A 22,459-nucleotide genomic window follows, 5' to 3' on the forward strand; every position below is an offset into this window, starting at 1 on the left:
AGAGCTCACCCTCCCTGCGAAACTCGAGTTGGTACAAGGGAATCTTAATTAGTCAACTTGCAGGGCAGCAGGACACAGGCGGAGATTACGATTTGGTGATCACGCAGGCGCGAAAAGGAACCGAGCCACCTCCGCATGTTCACTCTCGTGAAAACGAGTTTTTCTATGTTCTTGAAGGAGAGCTCACCGGCTATGTCGGAACTGAGGTCTTTGAAGTGGAAACCGGCGCGGGGTTGTTTTTGCCCAAGGGCGTACCCCATGCGGTCCATTTCAAATCTCCCGTGGCCAAAGTGCTAGTGCTCATTACGCCAGGCGGCTTTTACAGTGCCGTGAACGAAATGAACGCCCCGGCACAAAAGATGGAGATTCCAGCCGATGAAGTCTTCACCTATGCAACCATGGACCTCACGAAAACCATAGAGATCTTCGAGAAGTATGGAATCCACATTCTCTCCTCGGAGGAGATCGTGCAACAGATGCCACAGTTCCCCCTCCCCGCTCAATGAGGCTGACACGGCGCCGATCTGGAGCCTGATAAGACAATGCTGCAAATTAGACACGCTGCAAGCTGTACTCAGGAACAGTTCTAATGCTTTTGGCGCGCCGTCCGATGGTAGATCGGCGGACGGTGCCCATTACAGAGCAGGTTAGCGCAAGGCGTGACGAAATTTCCGAATTCCAGCTACGCTTTAAGCTCATGGACGCCCAATACACGAACGACATAAAGCAATTGATTGCCATCGAGGAATCAGGTCAGTTTTTCGTATTGCGCGAGCCAAGGGCTTCCCACACTTTACATTTGGGTAGATCAACCCTTTGCTGATGGCGTAAAGCAGGCCTTGAATGCTACCGTCCAGGTCGTCAAGCGTAATGACTCCACACCTTCGCTGTAATCCCAAAACGCTGGGTGGTCGAACGCTCCTTCGCTTGGCTGGAAAAGAACCGAAGACTGTGGAAAAACTGCGAACGAAGGCTCAATACCAGCTTGCAGTTCGTTCACCTCGCCTTCCTAGTCCTACTTCTCAAAACATCGTGAACAGGCTCTCAGCGACAAACGGTTCGACTCAGAAAAGACTAAGAGTGCGACTCGATGAAACGGCATTCGGATGCTTCATGATGGGGCCATCGGCCACCGCCGATGTTGAGGCCACTCTGGTGCACGGTGCCCAAGGGACTCGTTCCTTGAACCTATTCTTTTTGCCGCCAGTGCAGTCGGCTGGCAGAAGTACTGGTTCAGACGCTGATAGAAGCCGGTGTCAAGCGGGTCTATGGAGTCGCCGGCAATTCATTAAACGGCATGACGGATACGATCCGCAAGAGCGACAAGATTGAATGGTTACACGTGCGCCATGAGGAAGTGGCCGCCTTTGCGGCAGGGGCCGAGGCACATCTTACGAACGAGATAGCTGTCTGTGCCGGCAGTTGTGGTCCTGGAATCCTCCACCTTATTAACGGACTCTTTGATTGCCATTCGCAGCCAGGGCGCCCTCAATATTGCACGATCCATACGTTCACTGATTCGCGCAGGCGCTGCGGGGTGTCACATTGAAGATCAGGTGCAGGCCAAGCGCTGCGGTCAAAGGCAGGCAAGGCGATCGTTCCGAGCGAAGAGATGGTTGTCCGCCCTTCGCCTCACGGTTCTGCCGGAAGACTGTGTGTTTATCGGAGTAGAACGCAACAGGAGCACCGTGCGCTTCCAGATATCCACGCAGCGCGTAGAAGTAGGAATCCATGCTTTCGCTCAGAACGAACTTCAGCTGCATCAGGCGGCTAGTCGCATCGTCGATGAAGACCAAGAGCGTGCACGGCTCACAGTCCCCACTCGTGGCGGACAATCCGTCACGATGACTATCTCTCTCCAAATTGGCGGTTCTCTTGGTGCCGATTGGATCTACGCGTCGGCCTTCGCACACGAAGGGCTCAATAGCTTTCTAGCTAGCTATAGCGGCCGGGTTCTCGAAGTCGATCCACGCGGGCGTCCAGTGCGTGTTTACGATTGGAACTGTGCCAAAGCAAATTTCTGAGACACCTACGAACCTATACATTCTGACTGCGACGCGTCTATACGTTCTGAGTGGCGACAGGTTGCAGGCACTCGTTGATGTATTCGACCAAGGAAAGCTAGTGATCGCCCATAAAGGCTTTGGCTTACTGCAGCCGAAATCATTGCGATGGTTTACGCCAGACGGCCGCGAACTTGGCGAGGTCCGGACCAAAGATCCGATCCGGCGGGTGTTTTATGGAAATCAAGGACTCGTAGTTGAAACCCGCTCTCATCGTGCACTGGTTGAGGGCGCCACACCTTGGTGGTAAGAAGACTCATTCGGCTTCGCGCCTGTGACCCTCCCATACGCCGCGTGGGGATTATAGGGTAGAGCACGCTTGTCCCACCTCCTATTGCAGCTCAGGACAACCTTCTAATCCCATCCATATTAGTTCACCGCCGGTGCAATTTCGTGTAAAAGGTAGCTGCGCAATTCCTTTAGAAGGCTAGAAAATCCCGGCACGGCGCGTTCACAACGGCTGAAGTTGGCGACAAATCACAAAGGACTGGAGAACAATATTTCAGGTGAACTCTAATGCCATGCACGAGGATTCGTTTTGGGCTCCGCGGAGATATTCGACGTTGCCATGCGTTCTCCGGATGTTTCTTGAACGGACAGTGCAGGAAAGGCTAAAAGAGATTCAAGGTCAAGTTTGCCACCGGGCTGAAATCGGTCCAACAAAGATTGTTCGGTCGACCATCGGCCCAAGCTGGATACTACTGCTGGTTGCAATGAAATGCTGCCACTGAATGCAGCGTTATGCTGCCACTGGCTGCATTCCCGATGCACTACTATCCTGCCACCCATACGATGAAATCCTGCCGTCCGGTACAACCCAATCTTGCCACTTGAATGGAAGTGGTCTCGATCGCCAAATCCAGCGCTCCTCGAGCGTATGCGACTCCGGTCGGAGCAACAGGCAGTAAGGTGCGGTTTGCCCGTAATCCGCCTAGAACCCAGAATCTGGAAAGTCTGGTGTCCGCACTGTTTGTGAATGAGTTGGAGATTATGCATCAAATGACGCCGACTGGGCCCGCGTACCCACTCTGCGGAATGCCTAATCATGCTGCATCCACGGGAGGGTTTGTTTCCGCGGGAGCCGTTGGCAAGGTGAAGTGGAAAGTCGCGCCACGCCCGCTGTTGGCCCAAATCCGGCCGCCATGCGATTCGACGATCGACTTACTGATTGCCAAGCCCATGCCGCTGCCTTGCGGCTTCGTCGTAAAGAATGCGTCAAATATCTGGTCGGCCTTGCCCACGGGCAGCCCGGGCCCTGTGTCATGAATAGAAATTTGGATCTGGCCGTCCTCACCCAATTGCGACTTCACCGTAAGCACGCCGCCCGTATCCTTCATCGCCTCGTTACCATTCAGCATGAGGTTCATCAGTACCTGCTGCAGTTGTACGCGGTCCGCCGTGATTTTGGGAAGATCGGCGGCAAGGTCCGTACGAATCGAAACGCCATTCCCGTTGGCTTCGCCCCGCAGCATCTTGGCCATTTCGCCGATGACCTCATTTATCGCGACCAACTCCCGTTTGAGAGGGGACTTTTGGTACAACGATCGCAGACGGTTGATGATCTCCGAGGCAAAGGTACCCGCCTCGATGATTCTTTCCGTCCCTTTGCGAACTTGCGTCAGATCGGGCGGGTCGCGCTGGAGCCAATTCAAAGATGCTTTGGCATTATTGGTTGTGGCCGTGATGGGCTGTGCGAGATCGTGCGAGATGGAGGCGACCAGTTCTCCGAGTAGGGTGACCCGATTGGTGTGTGCAAGGTCTGCCTGCAGCTCTTCCGCACGCTTGCGATCTTGAATGTCGGTCGCCGCACCGTACCATCTCACGACCTTTCCTCGCTTGTCCCGCAGCGGCACGAGGCGGCTCAAAAACCACCGATACTCCCCGTCGGTGCGGCGGAAGCGCAACTCCTCCTCGACCGGCTCACCACTGGCAATGCTCGCGGCCAGTCGTCGCTCAATTCGATCCAGATCGTCGGCATGAATAGCATTTTTCCTGATTTCCGTCGGATTTTCCAACTGCGACAACCCGGTGTACTCAACCCAGCGTCTATTCAAAAATTGAATGACATCATCGGGTCCACCGATCCACGCCATCGCCGGAATGGTTTCAAAGGCTTCGCGAAAGTTTCTTTCCTCCCGCCGCAATTGTTGCACTCGGAGTTGATGCAGCCCCAACAGGAACGCCAGAAACGCAGCCACGCACAACAAGCGGAACCAGGTCGTCTGATAGTAGGCGGGACCGATGTTGAAATCGAGTTCAGCCCCTGCTTCATTCCAGACACCAGAATTATTGGAGGCCATCACATGGAACCGGTAGTTGCCGGGCCGCAGATTACTGTAAAAAGCCTGGCGCCTGGTTTGAGGTTCCTGCCACTCTCGATCATGGCCATCCAGTTTGTACCGGAACTGCACCTTCTGAGGAACGACAAAGCTCAGGGCCGTATAGTCGATCTCGAGATCACGCGTCAGGGCCGGGAGACGAAGGCCGTCTTGAGACGGATAACTCTTTCGATCAGCAATCACTGCTTCGATATGAACTGGCGGCGGGATGGAGTTTCTAAACAACCGGTCCGGATCAATCATCTGAGCCACAGTTCCATTCGCGAACCACAAGCGCCCGTCGTTTGATCGTGTTGCACGTGGCTTAAAATCAGCGAGATAGGGCTGGGCGCCGTCGTACGCATCGAACAAATCGAACCTTACCTTTAGGTCGTGGTGTCTACGCCACTGTTGCAGGTCGTCCGATTTGATCAATATCAGACCGCACTCGGTATACAGCCAAAGATTGGAGTATTTGTCTGTAACCAACGCGTAGGTTCGGTCACAGGGCAGGCCGTTATGGTGGTCGAGCGTGTACTGAATTTCACCGCGCCGTTCGACAAGGCCATCGGTGGTTGCTGCCAGCACGGAACCATCCGAGTTTGCCAGTACCTGTAAAACTTGAGCATTTGTGTTCTCGAGGGGAAAGATCTGCAGTTGGCCATTCCGATACCGGGCCAGGCCGCCTTTTAGCAATCCCAACCAGAGGCCGCCTTCGGGATCGCCCGCCAGCGAAGTTGGAATACCCAGCCTCTCATCTGCAATTTCGGTGGCGAATCTGCCATCTTGAATTTGGACCAGTCCTCCTGGATTTCCGGGGCCAGTGCGAACGACTACGGCCCAAATGCAGCTATCCACGTCCTCGATCATCCTCAAAACGACCCCAATGGTACCTCCGTCGCGACGCCGGATGGGTCTAAACCTGCCGCGCTCGTAAACAAACAATCCATTATCCAACCCGACCCAAAGCCGTCCAGCATGGTCTTCGAGAAGCGACGTCACACGGCTGCCCGGCAATCCATTCTTTGGACCGATGGATGAAACGACGTCCCCACGCAAATAATCCAAACCTGAATGGTTCCCGATCCAGATGGTCCCATTCCGAGCCGCAAGGATGGAATCGACCATGTCACCAGTAAGTCCCTCGTGCACAGAGAAGTTGACAACTGGAATGTCCCGGAAACAGTCGACGCCCTCGGGCGTGGTCACCCACAAATTACCTTCCCGGTCCTCAAAAAAACTTTCGGCGGTCTCGCTTGATAAACCATCTGCGCTTCGAAAACGTTCTACCTTGCCGTCGTGGACCCGGTAGATGCCGTTTCGTTCAGTTCCAATCCACAATGCGTTATGCCGGTCCAACCCCAAGGCGATGACTTTCAACGTGCTGCCGTCGAGTGCCGTTGTGATCAGGGTTCTCAATGTACCGTTTACCCAATGTTGCAGACCAAGCCCATGGCCGGAATTCAAGATCCCCGCCCAGACAGACCCATCAGGAGCGGCAGCGAGAGCGGTTATACCAGCAAGCGCTGCGTTGGACTTGAGTCCGGGTAACTCGTACGAAGTAGATGAACCAGGTTTCCATCGGACAAGCGCGGTGCTGGTTCCAATCCAAAGATATCCGGAGTTGTCGCCGGTCAATGTCCCGGCATAGGGTGGAACTCCGTCTTCGGGCGCGTAGCATTTGGCCACAGATAGTGTGACCTTACAAACAGCTCCAGCCCGCGTTCGCGATCGCACCATCCAAATCGTGCCCTCACGGTCCTCGTAGATCGAGTTCACGCGGCCCGCTGTTTCTGGGAAATTTAACAAATTTCCGTTCTTCCACTGGGCCAAGCCAGCGGCTGTTCCAATCCACAGGCTCCCGTCGGCGGCTCCCAGGAGTGAGATCACCGTCGTGGGAAGATGTTCTCCGGTGGGTGGAGTCCAGCGGACGAAACGAACGCCGTCGAAGCGCAACAGCCCACCTAACGTCCCAATCCACACATATCCATCTGTAGTTTGGGTGATCGAGGTGGGTGCTCCTGCGAAGACTCCGTCACGCACGCGCCAAGCAGTGTGCGCGTACTGAGAGATCCGCCGGTCCGGATCAAGCGCGAGCGCACGGGGAAACGCTACCAGCGACAAGTAAGCCAACACGGTGCCCAACACGAAAACGCGTCGTGCCCGTATTCGGACGACCACCGCCTTGCCCCACATTGTTCGTAGAACCGTCATCACCCGCCCACTCCCAGGCGATTGAACTCGCTTGCCCAATAATCCCGACAGGCGGTGGGCGTTGTCTTTTTGCCGTCAGTACCACGACATTAGAAAAGCCTATTTTTCAGCATTAGAGCGACTCGTCCGGGTCTGGCATGGTCTATCGTATGGAGGTAAAAAACAAGTCGCTATTACATGTTCCTAGTAGCACAAGTCTGGCAAGAAACGAAGCCACTCATGTATTGCATTCAATGAATGAACAATCGTGTTGCTTCCTAGGAGACTAATCGAACGACACCCCCAGGAGGTCGAGAAGTGGTTTACCGATCTACCAAGAACGCGAATCGCGATGGAGACGGGAACGCACTCGATATGGATCAGCGAGCAGCGCGTGCGCTGGCTCCAGGCACGGGAGCAGGAACTGCTGCCCACCCGCTACGTAGACCTCGTCTTCACGCTGCCCCGTGAGCTCTCCCCTCGCTCTCCAGAACAAGCGCTGATCTACGACCTGCTGTTCCATACAAGTGTCGCAACCCTGCTGGAGTTCGCTCGCGATCCCCGACACCTGGGCGCGGAGATCGGCTTCTTCAGCGTGCTCCACACCTGGAACCAGCGGCTCCAACATCATCCCCACGTCCACTGCGTCGCCGCCGCGGGCGGCCTCGCTCCCGACCACATGCATTGGATCCCATCAGGCCACACCTTCTTCCTCCCGGTCAAGGCACTCAGCCGGGTCTTTCGCGGCAAGTTCAACGACGAACTGAAGGCCGCCTTCAGCCACAACAAGCTCGAGTTCCATGGAGACCTCGCCCCAATTGCGGCGCCACGAGCCTTCGCTCGATGGCGCCGATCCCTCTTCCGCCACGACTGGGTCGTCTACGCCAAGCCGCCCTTCGGTGGACCGGAACACGCGCTGCGCTATCTCAGCGGCTACACTGACCGCATCGCCATCTCCAACCGCAGACTGGTCGCCCTCGAACAGGGCAACGTCACCTTCCGCTGGCGAGACTCCGCCCACGCCAACAAGCAGCGGCTGTTGACTCTGCCGGTCGACGAGTTTCTGCGCCGCTTCCTGCTCCATCTGCTACCGCGCGGATTCGTGCGCATCCGCAACTTCGGCTTCCTCGCCAACCGACGACGCGCTGCACTGCTGCCACTCTGCTTCCAGTCGCTCGCGCGTGCTGCCGACATCCCGGCTCGAACGCCATCGTCCGCTGCAGATCACCCCTGCTCGTCCATTTACTGGAACTATCCCGTCTGCGGAGGCTCCATGCATGTCATCGAACGGCTTTCCGCAACTCAACTGCTGCCGCGTTCTCCACCCCTCACCCATTTATGTGCCGCATGAGACAACAACTCGAGACTCGATCTCTCCCCATGCCCTGGCGCCGATACCCCGCTTGCGACCTGAGCGGCTCTCACCGCCTCCGGCTCTTCCGTCTTCCACGCTCAAGCGACAGGCCGAAGCTCGTTCGCTGCTCCCAACTCCGCATTTCAGACCCCTCTGCATGCCGCAACCCACCATCCTCACTCCCCCGGAACCAGCCCCACCCTATTCAATACCCATAGATCAGAGGCCCCGGACACAGCGGCTTCCTTCAAGTCGCTGTATCCGAATCGCCCGCACCCAGCTGCGCCGCTGCCGCCAGCAGTCGAACGCGGGCGATCCAGATACAGCACTAAGACTTTGCAGGCACAACGGGATAGTTTCCGGATAGCCCGTCATCCGTCCCGAACTCGCAAACGTGGGATTTCTCGGCCCGCGCAGCTCAATGAGTTCTATAAAAAGGGATGTCAAGAAAAAAGTTTCCCCCTCGACCGGACAGCGAGAAGATTTTTGTCTCGAGATCCAGCCCACTGCCTGTGAGTGTGCCCCTCGATTCGCTCGAGAGGTTCCTTTGTGGCTTGTTTGCATATCCGTGGCTTTCATCTTCCAGTGGTGACGACGCCGATCGAGTCTTAGACTTCGCAAGCGGGCCTTGGTATTTGGGTGTCAACCATGGTTCTATTAGAGGCTCGTGGCCTATCGCTATTTCTGGTTATCCGAGGAGGCATAGCGTGACTCAGTGACTCGGTGCCGAAGCACACAGGGCCAAACTCATTGACTGATACTCACCTCGAACCGAGCGTCTCGAGAACCCGACTGACCACCACCAGAGAGAATCGCCGGAGATGGAAAGGCCTCTTCATCAGAGACGCTCAAGCTTCTTGCCGATGCAATTGTGTGGCGTCGAAATCCGCTCCTTTCTTCCAAATCGTCAGAGTGATGCTGGCAATCTTTCGTGCCAGGGTGAGACGCGCCATCGTCGGTCGTATCCCTTTCTCAAGAAGAGCAATATAGAAATCGTACAGAGGGCCAGGGTGAGTGCTAGCGGAGATCGCAGCCCCTTTGAAGAGATTCTTCACCTCGGGATTGTGGTTGTTATTTAGGCCGCGCACGGTCATGCGCTCCTGGTTTCGTTGCAGTTTCCCTCTGACATAGCGGTACTCACCGCTGTCGTGGGTTTTCAGCGCGAAACCACTGTAAGCCCACAGCTGACGCTTGGTACGGAAACGGTGTGGCGTCTGCAGCTGCGCAACCAGCAAGGCTGCACGAATCGGACCGATCGAAGGAATCTGGCGAAGCAATTTCACGGCATGATGCTTGCGGCTCTCGGTCAGCAAGTCGCGTCGCGCTTGCTGACGCACCGGCTGCAGCAGATCCAGTTGCTGATAGAGCCGTTCGGCCCGGAGACGAACTCCGGGTTCCGGGATCTTGCCTAACCATTCTGCGCGATGCCGCGGTGCATAGACGCTGGTACCGCTGCAGGCAATGGCCCAGCTTCGGTAGAGTGCTTTGATTCGACTCATGACCCGGACAAGATCCTGCGTAATGGTCACGTAGCTGCGACCTAGTTCCTTTAAGGTGCGCATCCCGTGCTCGCCGTGGTAAACCGGCGTGAGTTGGTTGCCACGCAGCAGCTCTGCCAGCTTTCGCGCATCGATTCGGTCACTCTTGCTGCCGTCTTTCAACAGGGCGTTCTTGCGCGGATCGCAGACCACGAGACGGGTGACGTGAGGTTTCAGCAGGTCATGTAACCAGGCCGCAGAGGTCCCTTCTTCGAAGGTCACCGATAAACTTCCGTGCAGCCCCTGGAGGAACTCAAGGATCGTGGCCGCTTTCGTCTCCAGAATACTTTCCATGATCAACTTGCCCCGGGAATCCGTGACTGCAACCGAGATCGTTGCTTGGTGGACGTCCATGCCGATATATTTCTCTTGGCTCATAACGGCGCTCCTTTCGGTAGGTGGTGATACGAATAACCACAACCTACAGCAAAGTGGGCGCCTTTTATATTGCGTGACTCGGCGATAATGCACTCACCGACAACGCAGTCTAGTGCGAGCGCGCGGTACAGAAGCTCTCGCCAGTGCCCTGCGAGCGTAGGCGGAGCTTAGAAATGCTTCGGCTTTCACTCGTAAACGGTATCCAGAACATCTCACGTCAACGGGGACCCGGAGCAGGCGCTGGACCAGGCCATGCATGTGTTTTGGGAGAAGGGATACGAGGGCGCTTCACTGCACGACCTGACGGCGGCGATGAGGATTCAGCCGGCAAGTCTGTACAAGGCTTTCGGCAACAAGCGGAATCTATTCGAACAAGCCTTGGCGCGCTACCTTGCCGGCCCGGTTGCCTTCATTCGCGGCGCGCAAAGCGAGCCAACAGCCTACGCCGTAGCCGAGCGGACGCTCTGCGACTCGGCGGAGTTCCTCGCCAACCAGCACACCCGCTGCGGCTGCATGACCATTCAGGCAGCGCTGGTCGGCGGCAAGGAGTCCCAACCCGTGCGCGAGGAGTTGATTGCTCTCAGGCTGCGAGGGCAGGAGGCGCTTCGCCAGCGCTTTGAACGAGCCCAGGAAGAGGGAGACTTAGCTAAGACGGGAGACGCCAGCGATCTGGCACGATTCGTCACAGCCATTTTTCAAGGCATGGCAGTCCAGGCCATCAATGGCGCCAGCCGCGAAGAGTGCTTCGCCTCGCGAAGACGGCTCTGCGCGCGTGGCCAAGATCGAAGTTAGGCTGAAATCGTAAGCCAGGCGAAAGCTTCTTCTTGCGAGTGTTTGGCCAGAAGTAGACGTTCCATGCGCCTAAAGCGAACGCCGCCGATCGACTCATCACGGTCGCGTCGCCCACGTAAGACCGTCCGGTCCGCCGCCCACATCCAGATGGCTCGTCACCGTCAGCGTCTTCAGATCCACCACTGCAACGTAGTTCGCTGCGGTGCAGCCCACGAACGCGCGCGAACCGTCCGGATCCATGAGGATGCCGGCGCACCCTTGGCCTAGGCTCACCCGCTTGACCTCTTTGCGCGAAGCCACGTCGTACACAAACAAATCGCCTGTCGAAAGGATAGAGATTAACACGCGTTTGCCATCGGGCGTGAATTTCAGGCGATTGGCGCCGTTCAGCTTTGCATCGATCGTTGCAGCCACCTTTCGCTGCGCAGTATCGATGATCCAGAGCTTGCCATCGCTCGCCGCAGCGGTCCAAAACTCCTTCCAGTCGGGCGACAGGTCGAAGCCCTCCGTGCCCAATGAAGTCGGAATTGTAGTCACGAGCCAGTCACGCTGCGCCGGTCCGAGCGGAGCAGGATGCCTTGGTTCAGGCGGCATCTCGCGATTCTCGATGATGCTGACGCTCGCTGAATGCGCGTTCGAGACGAAGATTGTTCGACCGTTCGGCATCACGCGGATCAGATGTGTGAAGTCCTGCCCGGTTCCCATGATCCACTCCGTCTTACCGGTCGCCGGATCCAGTCGGCCAATTGCCTTCGCTCCCTGCGCCGTAAACCAGACCTTACCGCCCTGGAAGTCCAGACCATGCAAACCGACCATGGGCGCTGTATCAATGCTCGGCAGCGCCTTGTGATTCACCAGGTCCAGCACGTCCAACTCGTGTCCCTGGCTGTTCAGCATGTTAGAGACCCACGCGCGCGTTCCGTCCGCTGACGCGATCACCTCGTGCGGATCCGGACCAACCGGCATCTTCGCAATGATCTTCAGCGTCACTGGGTCTACGATCGAGAGCGTGTGATCGGTCTTCGAGAGCGCCAGCAACACAGGGTGCTCTCCAACCTGACCCCAGTTTCCCGGCACAGCAAACACCGCAACTCCCAACGCAACACCCGCCAACACAAAACGGGACATCCTTGAATGCATCGGTCAATTCTCCTCAACCTTTTTGACGCCTGCTCTCGTCATCCCTGGCACGCCATCAGACCTATGCCAAGGCTTCCCGATTCATAACGACCAACACCATCCCGCAGTGGACAGTTGGCCAATCTTATCTTAGGAGCCTTTTCATTTGCCGGATGCCCAGCCTTACCTGCTTATGTAACTATGTAGCTCATCGGTTTATCAGGGGTTAGCAGTAGCGGAGCCTTGAACCGACCGGGAGTGTGCATGAAGGATTTTTCGCGGCGGAATCTATTGAAGACCGGGCTGATCGCTCCGGCGGTAGTGGCTACTCACGCATTGGGACCATTAGGGATCGTGGCGGCTGCTACAAGCCAGCCTGCTGAAGGCTCGGAAGTTCGATTTCGCACGGCGGGGGCAGCGGCGTGGGATCAGTCGGCGGCAAACCCCTCGAAGGGAGTGGCACGAGAGCGGTTGCTCCTGGACTTTGGCTGGCGGTTTCATCTCGGCAACGCCAACGACCCGGCGAAGGACTTCGGGTTTGGTACGGAGCGTATAGGAAACTTCCAGAAGACTGGAAATTTTCTGCCTGAGGGTTCGATTGCATTTGATGACGGCGAGTGGGAGGCGGTGAATCTGCCGCATGACTGGGCGATCGAGCTGCCTTTCACAGATGACCCATCGCTCGCGAGCAAAGGATTTTATCCTTTGGGGCGGAAGTATCCAGAGACGAGCGTCGGCTGGTACCGGCGGGTGTTCGAGTTGCCCGCCGAAGATGCGGGAAAGCTGCTTACGCTCGAGTTCGACGGCGCGTACCGCGAGACCACCGTGATCTTCAATAATTTCTACATCGGAACTCACAAGGGCGGGTATGACCCATTCAGCTTCGATGTGACCACGTTCGCCAATCCCGGCGGCCGGAATGTGTTGATGGTGCGGGTGGAAGCCACTTCCAGCGACGGATGGTTTTATGAAGGCGCCGGTATCTACCGGCATCTTTGGCTGGTGAAGACGAGCTCGGTTCACGTGAAGCAGTGGGGAACCTTCGTATCGGCCAAAGTCAGTGGCGAGTCTGCCACGCTTTCGATTCGTACCGAGATCGCGAACCGTGACAAGGAGACGCGGACGGTGCGCGCCGTTGCATCGATACTCGATCCTGAAGGAAAGGTTGTTGGAAGATCGCGCTCGGACGCGCTGTCGATTGCCGGGTTTGAAGAGCGGGAGTGCGCCCAGCAGATCGTGGTGAAGCAGCCGTTGCTCTGGTCGCTCGAGCAAAGACATCTTTACCGTATGGTGACGGAACTGGAGACCGACGGAGCAACGATCGATCGCTACGAGACTCGGTTTGGCATTCGAACAATACACTTCGATGCGGAAAAGGGTTTCTTTCTGAATGGCGAGCCGGTGAAGCTGAAGGGCACCTGCAATCACCAGGACCATGCCGGGGTGGGTGTAGCGGTGCCGGATGCTGTTCAGTACTACCGGGTTCGCAGGCTGCAGGAGATGGGCTGCAACGCTCTGCGGACTTCGCATAATCCGCCGACACCGGAGTTTCTGGATGCGTGCGACGAGCTGGGCATGCTGGTCTTCGATGAGACGCGCATGATGTCTTCGAATGATGAAGGGTTGAGGCAGCTCGGCGACTTGGTGAGGCGGGACAGGAACCAGCCCAGCGTCTTCATGTGGTCGATGGGGAACGAAGAGGGGATGGCGAACAACGAACGCGGCGTTCTCATTCTTTCCGCGATGAAGGCGCTCGTGCAGGAGCTGGATGGGACGCGTCCGGTTTCGATTGCACCGACGGGCGCAATAGGCAAGGGAGGCCTCGCGGTGCTGGATGTGATCGGGTACAACTACATGGACCCGCAGGCCGAGGCATATCACAGGGAACATCCCGACCGGCCAGTGATTGGAACGGAGACCGTAAGCGCAGTCGGCACGCGCGGGATCTATGTGACGGATAAGGCGAAGGGATTCGTCTCCTCCTACGATCCGTATACGACGACGGGCCGGGCTTCGGCCGAGGGATGGTGGCGCTTCTGCAACTCGAGGCCATGGGTTTCAGGCGGGTTTGTCTGGACCGGATTCGACTATCGCGGGGAGCCGTCGCCGAATGGATGGCCCAATATCAGTTCGCAGTACGGGATCATCGATACCTGCGGCTTTGCGAAAGATTCGTTTTACTATTACCAGTCCTGGTGGACTTCAAAGCCGGTGCTGCACCTGTTTCCGCACTGGAACTGGCCGAGCTACGAGGGGAAGAAGATCTCTGTCTGGGTGTACTCGAACCTGGATAAAGTGGAACTGCTGGTGAACGGGAAGAGCCTTGGCACGAAGAATGTCCCGCGCGATGGTCACGTGGACTGGACGGCGGAATATGCCGCGGGAGCCATCGAGGCTCGTGGTTACAAGGGCGAAGTGGTAGCGCTGACGACGAAGCGCGAGACTACGGGAGTCGCAACGAAGCTGATGGTGACAGCAGACCGGCAGACGCTGAAAGCCGACGGGGAGGACGTCGCGATGTTTGCCGTGGAGGTGCACGACGCGGAAGGCCGTGTGGTTCCGGTCACTGAGAACGATGTGATGTTTAAGGTAGCTGGAGCGGGGCGGCTGATCGGCACTGGTAATGGCGATCCAACCAATCAACAACCGGACAAAGGCAGCGCACGGAAGGCGTTTGGCGGCTATTGTATGGGCCTCGTGCAGACCGAGAAGAAAGCCGCAAGCATCACGGTGGAGGTGAGTTCACCCGGGCTTGCTTCTGCGGAGGTGACGGTTGAGGCAGTCGCTGGGGAGCTGCGTCCCCACGTGCCGGTGTGGGAGCGCAGCGTTCCGGAAGGGCAAGGGATCACCGGGCTGTGGAGGCCAGCGCCGGGAGCGCCGCCGCCAGGCATGTTGGCATTCCTGGTAGGCAATAACGCTTCGGTGTTCACGCTGTTGCAGAAAGGCAATATCCTAACCGGGCAAATGGAAGGCGGCGGTGGCGGGTTTGGAGACGGTGGTTCATCCGGCGGTCCTGTCACCGATGGCAAGGTAGATGGGGATAGAGTGTCGTTCAAATCGGGCAACGGGACTTACGTGGGGACAATCAAGGGAGATCGGATGGAGTTGCAGAAGACGATCGATCTCGGCTGGCTGGGCGACCTGCTGTCGAAGAAGACAGAGACCGGCGGCGAGAGACCAGCAATCGGGCCAGCGCCGAACGGGTCGGATCCCTCGATTGACGTGCCGCCGATGACCGGGCCACCGGTAGTTCCAGTGGTACTTCTGCGGTCGCCGCGGTGATGCTGCCAACGGGCGCTGAGATAATCGAGGTCGCATCTTAAAACAAGATGCTTTGATCGCATCCTTCAGCGAATTGGCATGGCACTTATTGTGGCTTTCATGCTCGGTCGACAGTTATGAAAAGTACACGGACGCATATTAGGCGAGAGCTGGAGTCGCCCCATCTATCGTTGCTTACAAGATCGGTACTGATGACGCATCTTATGTATAGTCGCTAACGAGGCTCGGGAGACTGCACTTCAGATGTCTGGAGGCATCGAGCCGCGGCAGTGTCCTCTCCAAACGAATCTGTAGATTCAGTGGGAATGGCAAACGTTCTAGCACTCTCGGCATCCCATGAGGATCGCGCGCGGATCGCCTCGAACCGGGGAGTTAGATAGTGGCAGAGCGTTCATTGGGCTTACTGCGAGGAGTGCTACGACTCACAAGACCGAATGAGCGACTGCTTTGGAATCTATCGATCTACCAAGCAGGTTTCGATATCTGTTTGCATCCCGAAGCCGCCAATATAGACGTAACAGAGTGAAGGAATCAGAAAGCCATTTGAAGACCGACTCTGTCGGCGAGGCTCCCAGTGGCTAGAAGGATTATGGCTCCGCCCACGACTACCCGAGGCGAGATCTTCATGAAGCTGAAGATATACAGTCTTAGTCCTATAGTAGCCGCCGATTGATAAATTGGCGTCTCAATGGACACATGATTAAAATACCTCCTACCCTGCGTGATTTCGTCCGCATACTCTCCGTCTCGGCGGTGCTGGCTGTTCCATGCTTAGCTCAGCAGCCGGTTGATTTAGCGGTGCAGTCGGCGGACAAGTTTCTGTCGACTCTCAGCGAAGCGCAGCGCGCCAAGGTTTTGTACGACTTCCACGACAATACGCAGCGTGCGCGGTGGTCGAACTTTCCCACCGGCTTTGTCCCGCGCGGTGGCATTAACCTCAAGCAAATGAGCGCAGTGCAGAAGACGGCGGCACTCGATCTGATGAAGACGGTTTTGAGTTCGCGCGGCTATGAGAAGGTCAGCCAGATCCGGATGGCGGACGACGACTTCAAGACGAACGGCTCAAAGCGTGGTCCGCGCGGTAATGGTTCCGCGCCGGGAGGCGGCCCTCCGCCGAATAGGCAAGGATCACCTCCGTTGGGAGCGGGTGGTCCTCCAAGGAAGGGTGGACCCGGCGGCGGACCACCGCAGTTCGACAGCGACAACATGTTCGGAGGCGATCTGTATTACATCTCGTTCCTCGGTAAGCCCTCGACGACATCTCCGTGGATGCTGCAGTTCGGTGGCCATCATCTTGCACTGAACATCACGATCGTTGGGAGTAAGGGCATCATGACGCCCTCACTGACGGGAGCACAGCCGGCAGTCTTCAAGGTCGATGGCAAAACCATTCGACCGCTTGGCCGCGAGAGCGACGAGGCACTTACTCTGCTGGAGTCGCTCGATGCAAAGCAACGGTCGCAGGCCGTGCTCAGCTATAAGGTGGTCGACCTCGTCCTGGGCCCCGGCCAAGACGGAAAACAGATGAGCCCTGAGGGACTCAGAGTCTCCGCGATGAACGACAGGCAAAAGGTTCTGCTCCTTCAGGTGATCGCGGAATGGGCCGGAATTATGAACGACTCGATGGCTTCGGCCCGTATTGCGCAACTCAAGTCCGAACTTAACGACACCTGGTTTGCATGGAGCGGCCCGACAGATCTTCAGGTGGGAACCAATATCAACGCCTACTACCGCATTCAAGGGCCACATCTAGTCATCGAATATGCCCCGCAGAGCGACGAACCGACCAATCACGTTCACACGATCTACCGCGATCCGACGAATGACTATGGTCAGGGTGTTATCGGAAAGTGAATAGGCGGCTCATATCGCTCGCGCTGCTGGGGATGGTGTCACTGCCTGCGCGGGCGCATAGGATCGACGAATACCTTCAGGCCACGATCTTCTCGATTGAGTCGGGAAGCCTGAAGACAACGATGCGCCTTGTTCCGGGTGTTGCAGTCGCACGCGATGTGATCGCGACGATCGACAGCAATCACGACGGCGTGCTGTCGAATGAGGAGCAGCATCGCTATGCGCAGCGCGTCTTGACGGATCTACAGGTGGAGGAAGACGACAGGAGGCTGCCACTGTACTTGCTTTCGGCTACGTTTCCGTCCGTCGACCTGATGAAGCAAGGAACCGGCGAGATCGAGCTTACGTTTTCGTCTGAACTATCGGTTTCCCGGGGTGAGCATCTACTCAAGTTTGCGAACCATCACAGGAGTGACATCTCCGTCTATCTGGTCAACAGCCTCGTTCCTCAAGATAAAGACCTTGTGCTAGGAACGCAGAGCCGCAATCAGAGCCAGTCGTTCTACCAAGTCACCTTTACACAAGCCACCGGCGCACGCTCGAAAGGCTCTATCTGGAGCGGATTCGGCGGCGCCTTCAGGCTCGGCGCACGCCACATCGCCGAGGGAACAGATCATCTACTATTTCTTCTTACACTGTTGCTGCCAGCGCCCCTGCTGGCGTTCCGGGGCCGATGGAGCGGACACACAACGATCGGCCGCAGCCTGACCCACATTCTAGGTATCGTGACGGCGTTCACTCTGGGACACTCCCTGACGCTGGCTCTCTCGGGTCTGGGTTTGGTTCATCTTTCCAGTCGGCCAGTTGAGGTACTAATCGCCATTTCGATCCTAGTCTCCGCGATTCACGCGATGCGGCCAATCTTTCCCGGACGCGAATCCATCATTGCAGGATTCTTTGGACTCATCCACGGGCTCGCCTTCGCATCCGCACTGAATGAGCTTGGCGTCACTAGGTTATATCGGCTGGTCAGCCTACTTGGTTTTAACGTTGGCATAGAAGCCATGCAGCTTGCCGTGATCACCATGACGCTCCCGGCGTTGCTGGTATTGAGCCGCACGGAACGCTACGCGGCGTTTCGGTTGACCGGCGCCGCCTTTGCGAGTGTCGCGTCCTGTGCTTGGATTGCCGAACGGGTCGTCGACCAGCCGAACTCGATCGGTTACGGCATCGAAACGCTTGCGCACCACGGCGTGCTCTTGTATGCCGGACTATGGGTTTGCAGCGTCGTCGCGTGGTTGAGTCATCAGCACGTTCGATCCGGTCCAAACGAGTCCGTTACCGCTGTGAAATCCATGGATAGATAACGGGAAGTCGGCTTATGTTCACTGACGAACGCGATCGTTCAGCCCTCAGTTGGCGATAACAGTCAGTATGGAGCCGCGCAGGGCGGTTGTCGCCGTTCCCGATACCAGAAACTGGGTTCGAAGCCTTAACGCATCAGATAGATTTGACGGCTCGGCAAGCTATGACCGTGGTCTCTCTGGAGCTTCGTGCCCGTTATGGAGCGTGGTTCCGGCGTGCTGGCGATTCGTGATTTGGTGGCAGCTGGTGACAGCTTGATCCCGTTGGAGAGTTTACTAAACCGATGGCACCCGGGCCGAGTCCGTCAACTTCTAAGACGGAGGCAGTTCGATGGCAAAAGCAAGAGACAGGCGCAGAACATTGGATGGATTTGCGGAGATCAATCACGATGCTGCCGGCATCGATGTCGGCAACGCACAGCACTGGGTAGCTGTGCCGGCAGGACGGGATGGGGAGTCCGTAAGGATGTTCGGCTGTTTCACGGCAGATTTGCATGCGCTTGCAAATTGGTTGGAGCGTTGCGGGATCAAGACTGTAGCGTTGGAGTCCACAGGCGTTTATTGGATCGCCCTCTACGAAGTTTTAGAGAGCAGGGGGTTCAAGGTCTGCGTCGTAAACGCTCGTCAAGCCAAGAACCTGCCAGGACGCAAGACGGATGTAAAGGACTGTCAGTGGTTGCAACAGTTGCATACCTACGGGTTATTAACCGCATCGTTCCGGCCACAGGGGGAGATCATCATCCTGCGTCGTTATCTCCGACATCGTGAAACACTGGTGCAGGAAGCAGCAACCTGCATCCAGCGCATTCAGAAGGCACTCACGGAGATGAATCTACAGCTGGCCAACGTGATCAGCGATATCAGCGGTACAACCGGATTAAGAATCCTACGCGCGATCGTGGAGGGGGAACGGGATCCGCAGCGACTGGCTGCGATGCGAGACTGGCGCATCAAGGCCACACCAGATGAGGTCGCCAAGAGCTTGCTGGGAAATTGGCGGGACGAGCTGATCTTTGTCGTGGGAGAGAATCTTGCGCTCTATGAGGTCTATCAACAGAAGGTCGAGCGTTGCGACTATCGAATTGAGCAACATCTGAAAAACATGTCCGCCCAGGTCGACAACAACACCAACCCTCTGCCGAAACCCCGAAAGGGAAAACGGCCCCATGGCAACGCTCCATCATTCGACCTGCGAAGCGAGCTTTATCGTGTGACTGGAACTGATCTGACGCAAATTGATGGTATCAACGTCGTGACTGCACAGGCGATTCTGGCAGACACAGGGACCGACATGAGTGCTTGGAGAACGGAAAAGCACTTTGTGTCCTGGCTTGGCCTATGTCCCGATCATCGAATCAGCGGCGGGAAGGTGCTTCAGCGAGGAACACGAAAAGTGATCAGCAGAGCAGCAACAGCGTTCCGGCTTTCGGCGAGCGCATTGCGCCGAAGTCAGAGTGCGTTAGGGGCCAAATACCGGCGCTTACAGGGCCGTCTGGGAGCACCCAAGGCAATCACCGCAATGGCTCATCACCTCGCGCGATTGTTTTACCGCATGATTAAGTACGGCTCAAAATATGTCGATCATGGCGCAGCAGCATACGAGGCAAAGTTCAAAGAGCAACAGGTGAGATGGCTTTCGAGAAAAGCCGCTGAACTCCATCTCTGCTTGGCACCCCTTCCGAATTCAGCCGTCTAGTTTCTGGAGAGTGACCGGCGCCGATGCGCTGACCGTGGGTTAAGCTGTGAGCGTCCGAAGGACGCGCAGTTCAGAGCCACAAGCGGAAGGGAGCCGGTCATGAAGGAGAAGTTACGATTTTTGGGTTTGGATGTCCATGCTGAGACGATCGCCGTCGCGGTTGCGGAGTCGGAAGGTGAAGTGCGGAGCTTGGGAACGATTCCGAACCGCGCTGAGTCTATCCGCAAGCTGATCAAGAAGCTTGGTCCGGCAGCCAAGTTGAGAGCATGTTACGAAGCCGGACCGACGGGCTATGTCGTGTACTGGCAGCTGGCGGAGCTAGGGGTCGAGTGCGAGGTTGTAGCACCCACGTTGGTGCCTGTGAAGGCAGGTGATCGGGTAAAGACAGATCGGCGGGATGCAGAGAAGCTGGCACGTTGCTATCGATCCGGAGATCTAACGGCGGTGTGGGTTCCCGATGCGGGTTCCGAAGCGTTGCGCGATCTGGTGCGTGCCCGCGAAGCAGCCAAGCAGGATCAGACACGAGCACGGCATCGATTGAGCAAGTTCCTTCTGCGTTCCGGTCAGCGTCCACCGACCGGAGTCAGGTCATGGACGCGCCCTTACCTGATCTGGGTCGCGCAGCTACGGTTCACTCAGATAGCTCAGGAGTCCACGCGCCAGGACTATCTACATGAAGTCGAGCACATGCGGGGACGTGTAGAGCGTCTGGAGCAAGCCATCACGGAAGCGGTGAAGGTGGCCTCGCCCGCACTGCAACAGGTCATTAACGATCTACAGGCGCTGCGCGGTATCGCAGATATCTCGGCGGTGACCATTGCGGCCGAATTAGGCCAAGTATCCCGCTTCGACAGTGCCCGGCAACTGATGGGTTATTGCGGCGCAGTGCCCAGCGAAGATTCCAGTGGCAAGCGAACCAGACGAGGAGGCATCACTAAGACTGGCAACGCGCACCTGCGGCGCATCGTTGTTGAAACCGCATGGAGCTATCGTCGTCCACCAGGTATCTGGTACGGACTGCGTCGAAGACAGGAGACCATCTCGGAAGAGGCCAAGGAGATTGCGTGGAAAGCGCAACACAGGCTGCATAAGCGGTATATGAGATTAGGCGCAGCCGGCAAGGACCAGAGGAAGATCGTCACAGCAGTAGCTCGAGAACTGCTGGGGTTTATCTGGGCTATCGGAACCAGAGCCGAGACTGTCTCCAAGCAGCAAGTTGCAGCCTGACAACAGCCAAAACAAAAACCTCTTAAAAGGGAAAAGCTAAGAACGCCTAATCGATGAACGCTGACAACCATCTCGAACACAGAGCCGGCAGCAGACAGGGCAAGCACGAAGGAGAACCCTCGCTCGGCCTATGCGACAGGCTCAACCTGACTCGCGATAACAGTCAGAGGCAGCTCCCGACGGATCATGATTATGCGGTTCCGACCCGCGAATATCAGACTGATCAATCGTCGCTCACAACTGCTCCGACTGCTGCTCGCTCTGTCTTCGGGAAAATACAAAAGCAACGACAACGACAAAAACAACCCCACGGATTTCGCCGCGTTGACACGGTCACTCCATATCAGGCCTTAGCACTCATCGAGTGCGCGGCGTTGCAGGATTCCAGACGGACTGTCGGCAAACAGGAAGTTATGCCGGGACGGGGGTAACTTCCGAGTTGCCCGTGACTCAGGAGTTACGCTCTGCACGGTCATCTGTCCGACAAGCCTACTCTAAGTCCATGTGCCAACTTCCGAGTTCCCCTTCACCCGCGAATACCTCAACACTCATAGTGCGATGTCGAGAACCGGCCTGCCTTATCGTCGGCTTTCTTTTGAAGGCCGCTCGTCCGCGGACAAAACGCTTCCCAGGTACAGCGTCAAGGCCTTCTTATATTCTGCGATGATCAGAGGCTTCTCCCTCGGACCTGCTTCTGCGTAGAGCGTTGTCATGCCTTTGACCATCTGGAGAGTGATGTTTGCGGTCAACATAGCCTTTTCGTTAGTGAGCGATGGGTCCTTCGCTCTAAAGGCGTTCGCGATAGCAACGCGCAAAGCCCTGCGCGCAGCCGGATCACGGGAAAGCCGGATCGGCGCGGCATGTAACTGCAGGTAAGCGGGACGTTCCCTTAGGAATTCGATGACGCGTTCCATGAACGTCTCCGCAAATGCGGTGTGGGACAGTGTCTCCGCCTGTTCTATCAAAGGCTTCCAATAAGCCTCGACCTTCTGTGTGTATTGGTTAAAAGAGCTAAGGCCATGGATTGCTTGTCTGGGAAATAGTGATAAAGCGTGCCAATCCCGGAACCGCTACGCTCGGCGATAGCAGTCATCGTTGTGGCCTCATACCCGATCTCTGCGAAGAGCACCGCTGCAACATCCAGAAAGTTCGCAAGCCGCCGTGTTGCACGCTCCTGCTGCGGCTCCACTCGGGCAGAATTTGACACAGTGGATAGCATCCTCGCATTTTATGCGAATAAAACCGCAAATCTCCGCCGTCAGTTCAACATCATGCGTGACATAAATATGTAATAGATCGAGGGTCGCCAAGTGACATATTGTCTATGTTCATAACGTCGAG

The 22,459-nt window shown here is 56.8% G+C and carries 13 protein-coding genes and 3 pseudogenes; 10 read left to right on the forward strand and 6 right to left on the reverse strand.

Features of this window, described 5'->3' with window-relative positions; translation table 11 throughout:
• Nucleotides 1-95 precede the first annotated feature (95 nt).
• The 3 genes and pseudogenes from RBB82_RS12910 (at nucleotide 96) to RBB82_RS12920 (ending at nucleotide 1,549) form a co-directional block, all read left to right on the forward strand.
• Nucleotides 96-506: a cupin domain-containing protein gene (locus RBB82_RS12910; RefSeq protein WP_433975374.1), complete on the forward strand. Its 411-nt coding sequence runs from the start codon at nucleotides 96-98 to the stop codon at nucleotides 504-506.
• A gap of 294 nt (nucleotides 507-800) precedes the next feature.
• Nucleotides 801-1,036 (forward strand): annotated as a pseudogene (locus tag RBB82_RS12915) (transposase); the annotation flags it as partial.
• 207 nt (nucleotides 1,037-1,243) lie between these two features.
• Nucleotides 1,244-1,549, forward strand: coding sequence for a thiamine pyrophosphate-binding protein (locus RBB82_RS12920; RefSeq protein ID WP_433975375.1), 306 nt, complete (start codon nucleotides 1,244-1,246; stop codon nucleotides 1,547-1,549).
• A 70-nt stretch (nucleotides 1,550-1,619) separates the two neighbouring features.
• Here RBB82_RS12920 and RBB82_RS12925 read toward each other — a convergent pair.
• Together RBB82_RS12925 and RBB82_RS12930 are read right to left on the reverse strand one after the other, a co-directional pair.
• Nucleotides 1,620-1,805: pseudogene (locus RBB82_RS12925) on the reverse strand (ISNCY family transposase); the annotation flags it as partial.
• Nucleotides 1,806-3,106: 1,301 nt separating this feature from the next.
• Nucleotides 3,107-6,595, reverse strand: a complete 3,489-nt coding sequence (locus tag RBB82_RS12930) for a two-component regulator propeller domain-containing protein (RefSeq protein ID WP_433970951.1) — start codon at nucleotides 6,593-6,595, stop codon at nucleotides 3,107-3,109.
• Nucleotides 6,596-6,965: 370 nt separating this feature from the next.
• On the opposite strand from RBB82_RS12930, the pseudogene RBB82_RS12935 reads away from it, so the two are divergent.
• Nucleotides 6,966-7,925, forward strand: a pseudogene (locus tag RBB82_RS12935) (IS91 family transposase); the annotation flags it as partial.
• A gap of 851 nt (nucleotides 7,926-8,776) precedes the next feature.
• Here RBB82_RS12935 and RBB82_RS12940 read toward each other — a convergent pair.
• Nucleotides 8,777-9,844 (reverse strand): IS110 family transposase, encoded by a 1,068-nt coding sequence (locus RBB82_RS12940; RefSeq protein ID WP_433970952.1) that lies wholly within the window; start codon nucleotides 9,842-9,844, stop codon nucleotides 8,777-8,779.
• A gap of 252 nt (nucleotides 9,845-10,096) precedes the next feature.
• On the opposite strand from RBB82_RS12940, the gene RBB82_RS12945 reads away from it, so the two are divergent.
• Nucleotides 10,097-10,636, forward strand: a complete 540-nt coding sequence (locus RBB82_RS12945) for a TetR/AcrR family transcriptional regulator (protein WP_433970953.1) — start codon at nucleotides 10,097-10,099, stop codon at nucleotides 10,634-10,636.
• 96 nt (nucleotides 10,637-10,732) lie between these two features.
• On the opposite strand, the gene RBB82_RS12950 is transcribed toward RBB82_RS12945, so the two are convergent.
• Nucleotides 10,733-11,776 (reverse strand): YncE family protein, encoded by a 1,044-nt coding sequence (locus RBB82_RS12950; protein ID WP_433970954.1) that lies wholly within the window; start codon nucleotides 11,774-11,776, stop codon nucleotides 10,733-10,735.
• Between the two features lie 243 nt (nucleotides 11,777-12,019).
• Here RBB82_RS12950 and galA point away from each other — a divergent pair, with 243 nt between their 5' ends.
• The 5 genes from galA to RBB82_RS12975 all read left to right on the forward strand — a co-directional run bounded on the left by galA (nucleotide 12,020) and on the right by RBB82_RS12975 (nucleotide 21,118).
• The gene (galA, locus tag RBB82_RS12955; protein WP_433970956.1) at nucleotides 12,020-15,037 is read left to right on the forward strand and encodes a beta-galactosidase GalA; all 3,018 of its coding nucleotides are present in this window, start codon (nucleotides 12,020-12,022) and stop codon (nucleotides 15,035-15,037) included.
• A gap of 696 nt (nucleotides 15,038-15,733) precedes the next feature.
• Entirely contained in the window at nucleotides 15,734-16,891 is a 1,158-nt protein-coding gene (locus RBB82_RS12960) for a DUF3500 domain-containing protein (RefSeq protein WP_433970957.1), read from the forward strand.
• Nucleotides 16,888-18,198, forward strand: coding sequence for a HupE/UreJ family protein (locus tag RBB82_RS12965; RefSeq protein WP_433970959.1), 1,311 nt, complete (start codon nucleotides 16,888-16,890; stop codon nucleotides 18,196-18,198). Before RBB82_RS12960 ends, RBB82_RS12965 begins: the two co-directional genes overlap by 4 nt.
• 328 nt (nucleotides 18,199-18,526) lie before the next feature.
• A complete protein-coding gene (locus RBB82_RS12970) occupies nucleotides 18,527-19,891 on the forward strand; it encodes an IS110 family transposase (protein ID WP_433970960.1) in 1,365 nt (454 codons plus the stop codon).
• Between the two features lie 99 nt (nucleotides 19,892-19,990).
• Entirely contained in the window at nucleotides 19,991-21,118 is a 1,128-nt protein-coding gene (locus tag RBB82_RS12975) for an IS110 family transposase (RefSeq protein WP_433970961.1), read from the forward strand.
• A 578-nt stretch (nucleotides 21,119-21,696) separates the two neighbouring features.
• Here the strand turns inward: RBB82_RS12975 and RBB82_RS12980 are convergent.
• Together RBB82_RS12980 and RBB82_RS12985 are read right to left on the reverse strand one after the other, a co-directional pair.
• Entirely contained in the window at nucleotides 21,697-22,032 is a 336-nt protein-coding gene (locus RBB82_RS12980) for a hypothetical protein (protein WP_433970962.1), read from the reverse strand.
• Nucleotides 22,033-22,079: 47 nt separating this feature from the next.
• Nucleotides 22,080-22,337: a helix-turn-helix domain-containing protein gene (locus tag RBB82_RS12985; RefSeq protein WP_433970964.1), complete on the reverse strand. Its 258-nt coding sequence runs from the start codon at nucleotides 22,335-22,337 to the stop codon at nucleotides 22,080-22,082.
• Nucleotides 22,338-22,459: the final 122 nt, after the last annotated feature.

Source organism: Tunturiibacter lichenicola, assembly GCF_051013355.1.
GTDB classification, from domain to species: Bacteria; Acidobacteriota; Terriglobia; order Terriglobales; family Acidobacteriaceae; genus Edaphobacter; species Edaphobacter lichenicola_F.

Excerpts from the sequence above, each read along its gene's own strand:
- RBB82_RS12950 (WP_433970954.1), bottom strand. The coding sequence starts at position 11,776 with ATGCATTCAAGGATGTCCCGTTTTGTGTTGGCGGGTGTTGCGTTGGGA.
- RBB82_RS12985 (WP_433970964.1), bottom strand. The coding sequence starts at position 22,337 with ATGCTATCCACTGTGTCAAATTCTGCCCGAGTGGAGCCGCAGCAGGAG.
- RBB82_RS12940 (WP_433970952.1), bottom strand. The coding sequence starts at position 9,844 with ATGAGCCAAGAGAAATATATCGGCATGGACGTCCACCAAGCAACGATC.
- RBB82_RS12930 (WP_433970951.1), bottom strand. The coding sequence starts at position 6,595 with ATGACGGTTCTACGAACAATGTGGGGCAAGGCGGTGGTCGTCCGAATA.
- RBB82_RS12980 (WP_433970962.1), bottom strand. The coding sequence starts at position 22,032 with ATGGAACGCGTCATCGAATTCCTAAGGGAACGTCCCGCTTACCTGCAG.
- RBB82_RS12945 (WP_433970953.1), top strand. The coding sequence starts at position 10,097 with ATGCATGTGTTTTGGGAGAAGGGATACGAGGGCGCTTCACTGCACGAC.
- RBB82_RS12960 (WP_433970957.1), top strand. The coding sequence starts at position 15,734 with ATGATTAAAATACCTCCTACCCTGCGTGATTTCGTCCGCATACTCTCC.
- RBB82_RS12975 (WP_433970961.1), top strand. The coding sequence starts at position 19,991 with ATGAAGGAGAAGTTACGATTTTTGGGTTTGGATGTCCATGCTGAGACG.
- galA (WP_433970956.1), top strand. The coding sequence starts at position 12,020 with ATGAAGGATTTTTCGCGGCGGAATCTATTGAAGACCGGGCTGATCGCT.
- RBB82_RS12970 (WP_433970960.1), top strand. The coding sequence starts at position 18,527 with ATGGCAAAAGCAAGAGACAGGCGCAGAACATTGGATGGATTTGCGGAG.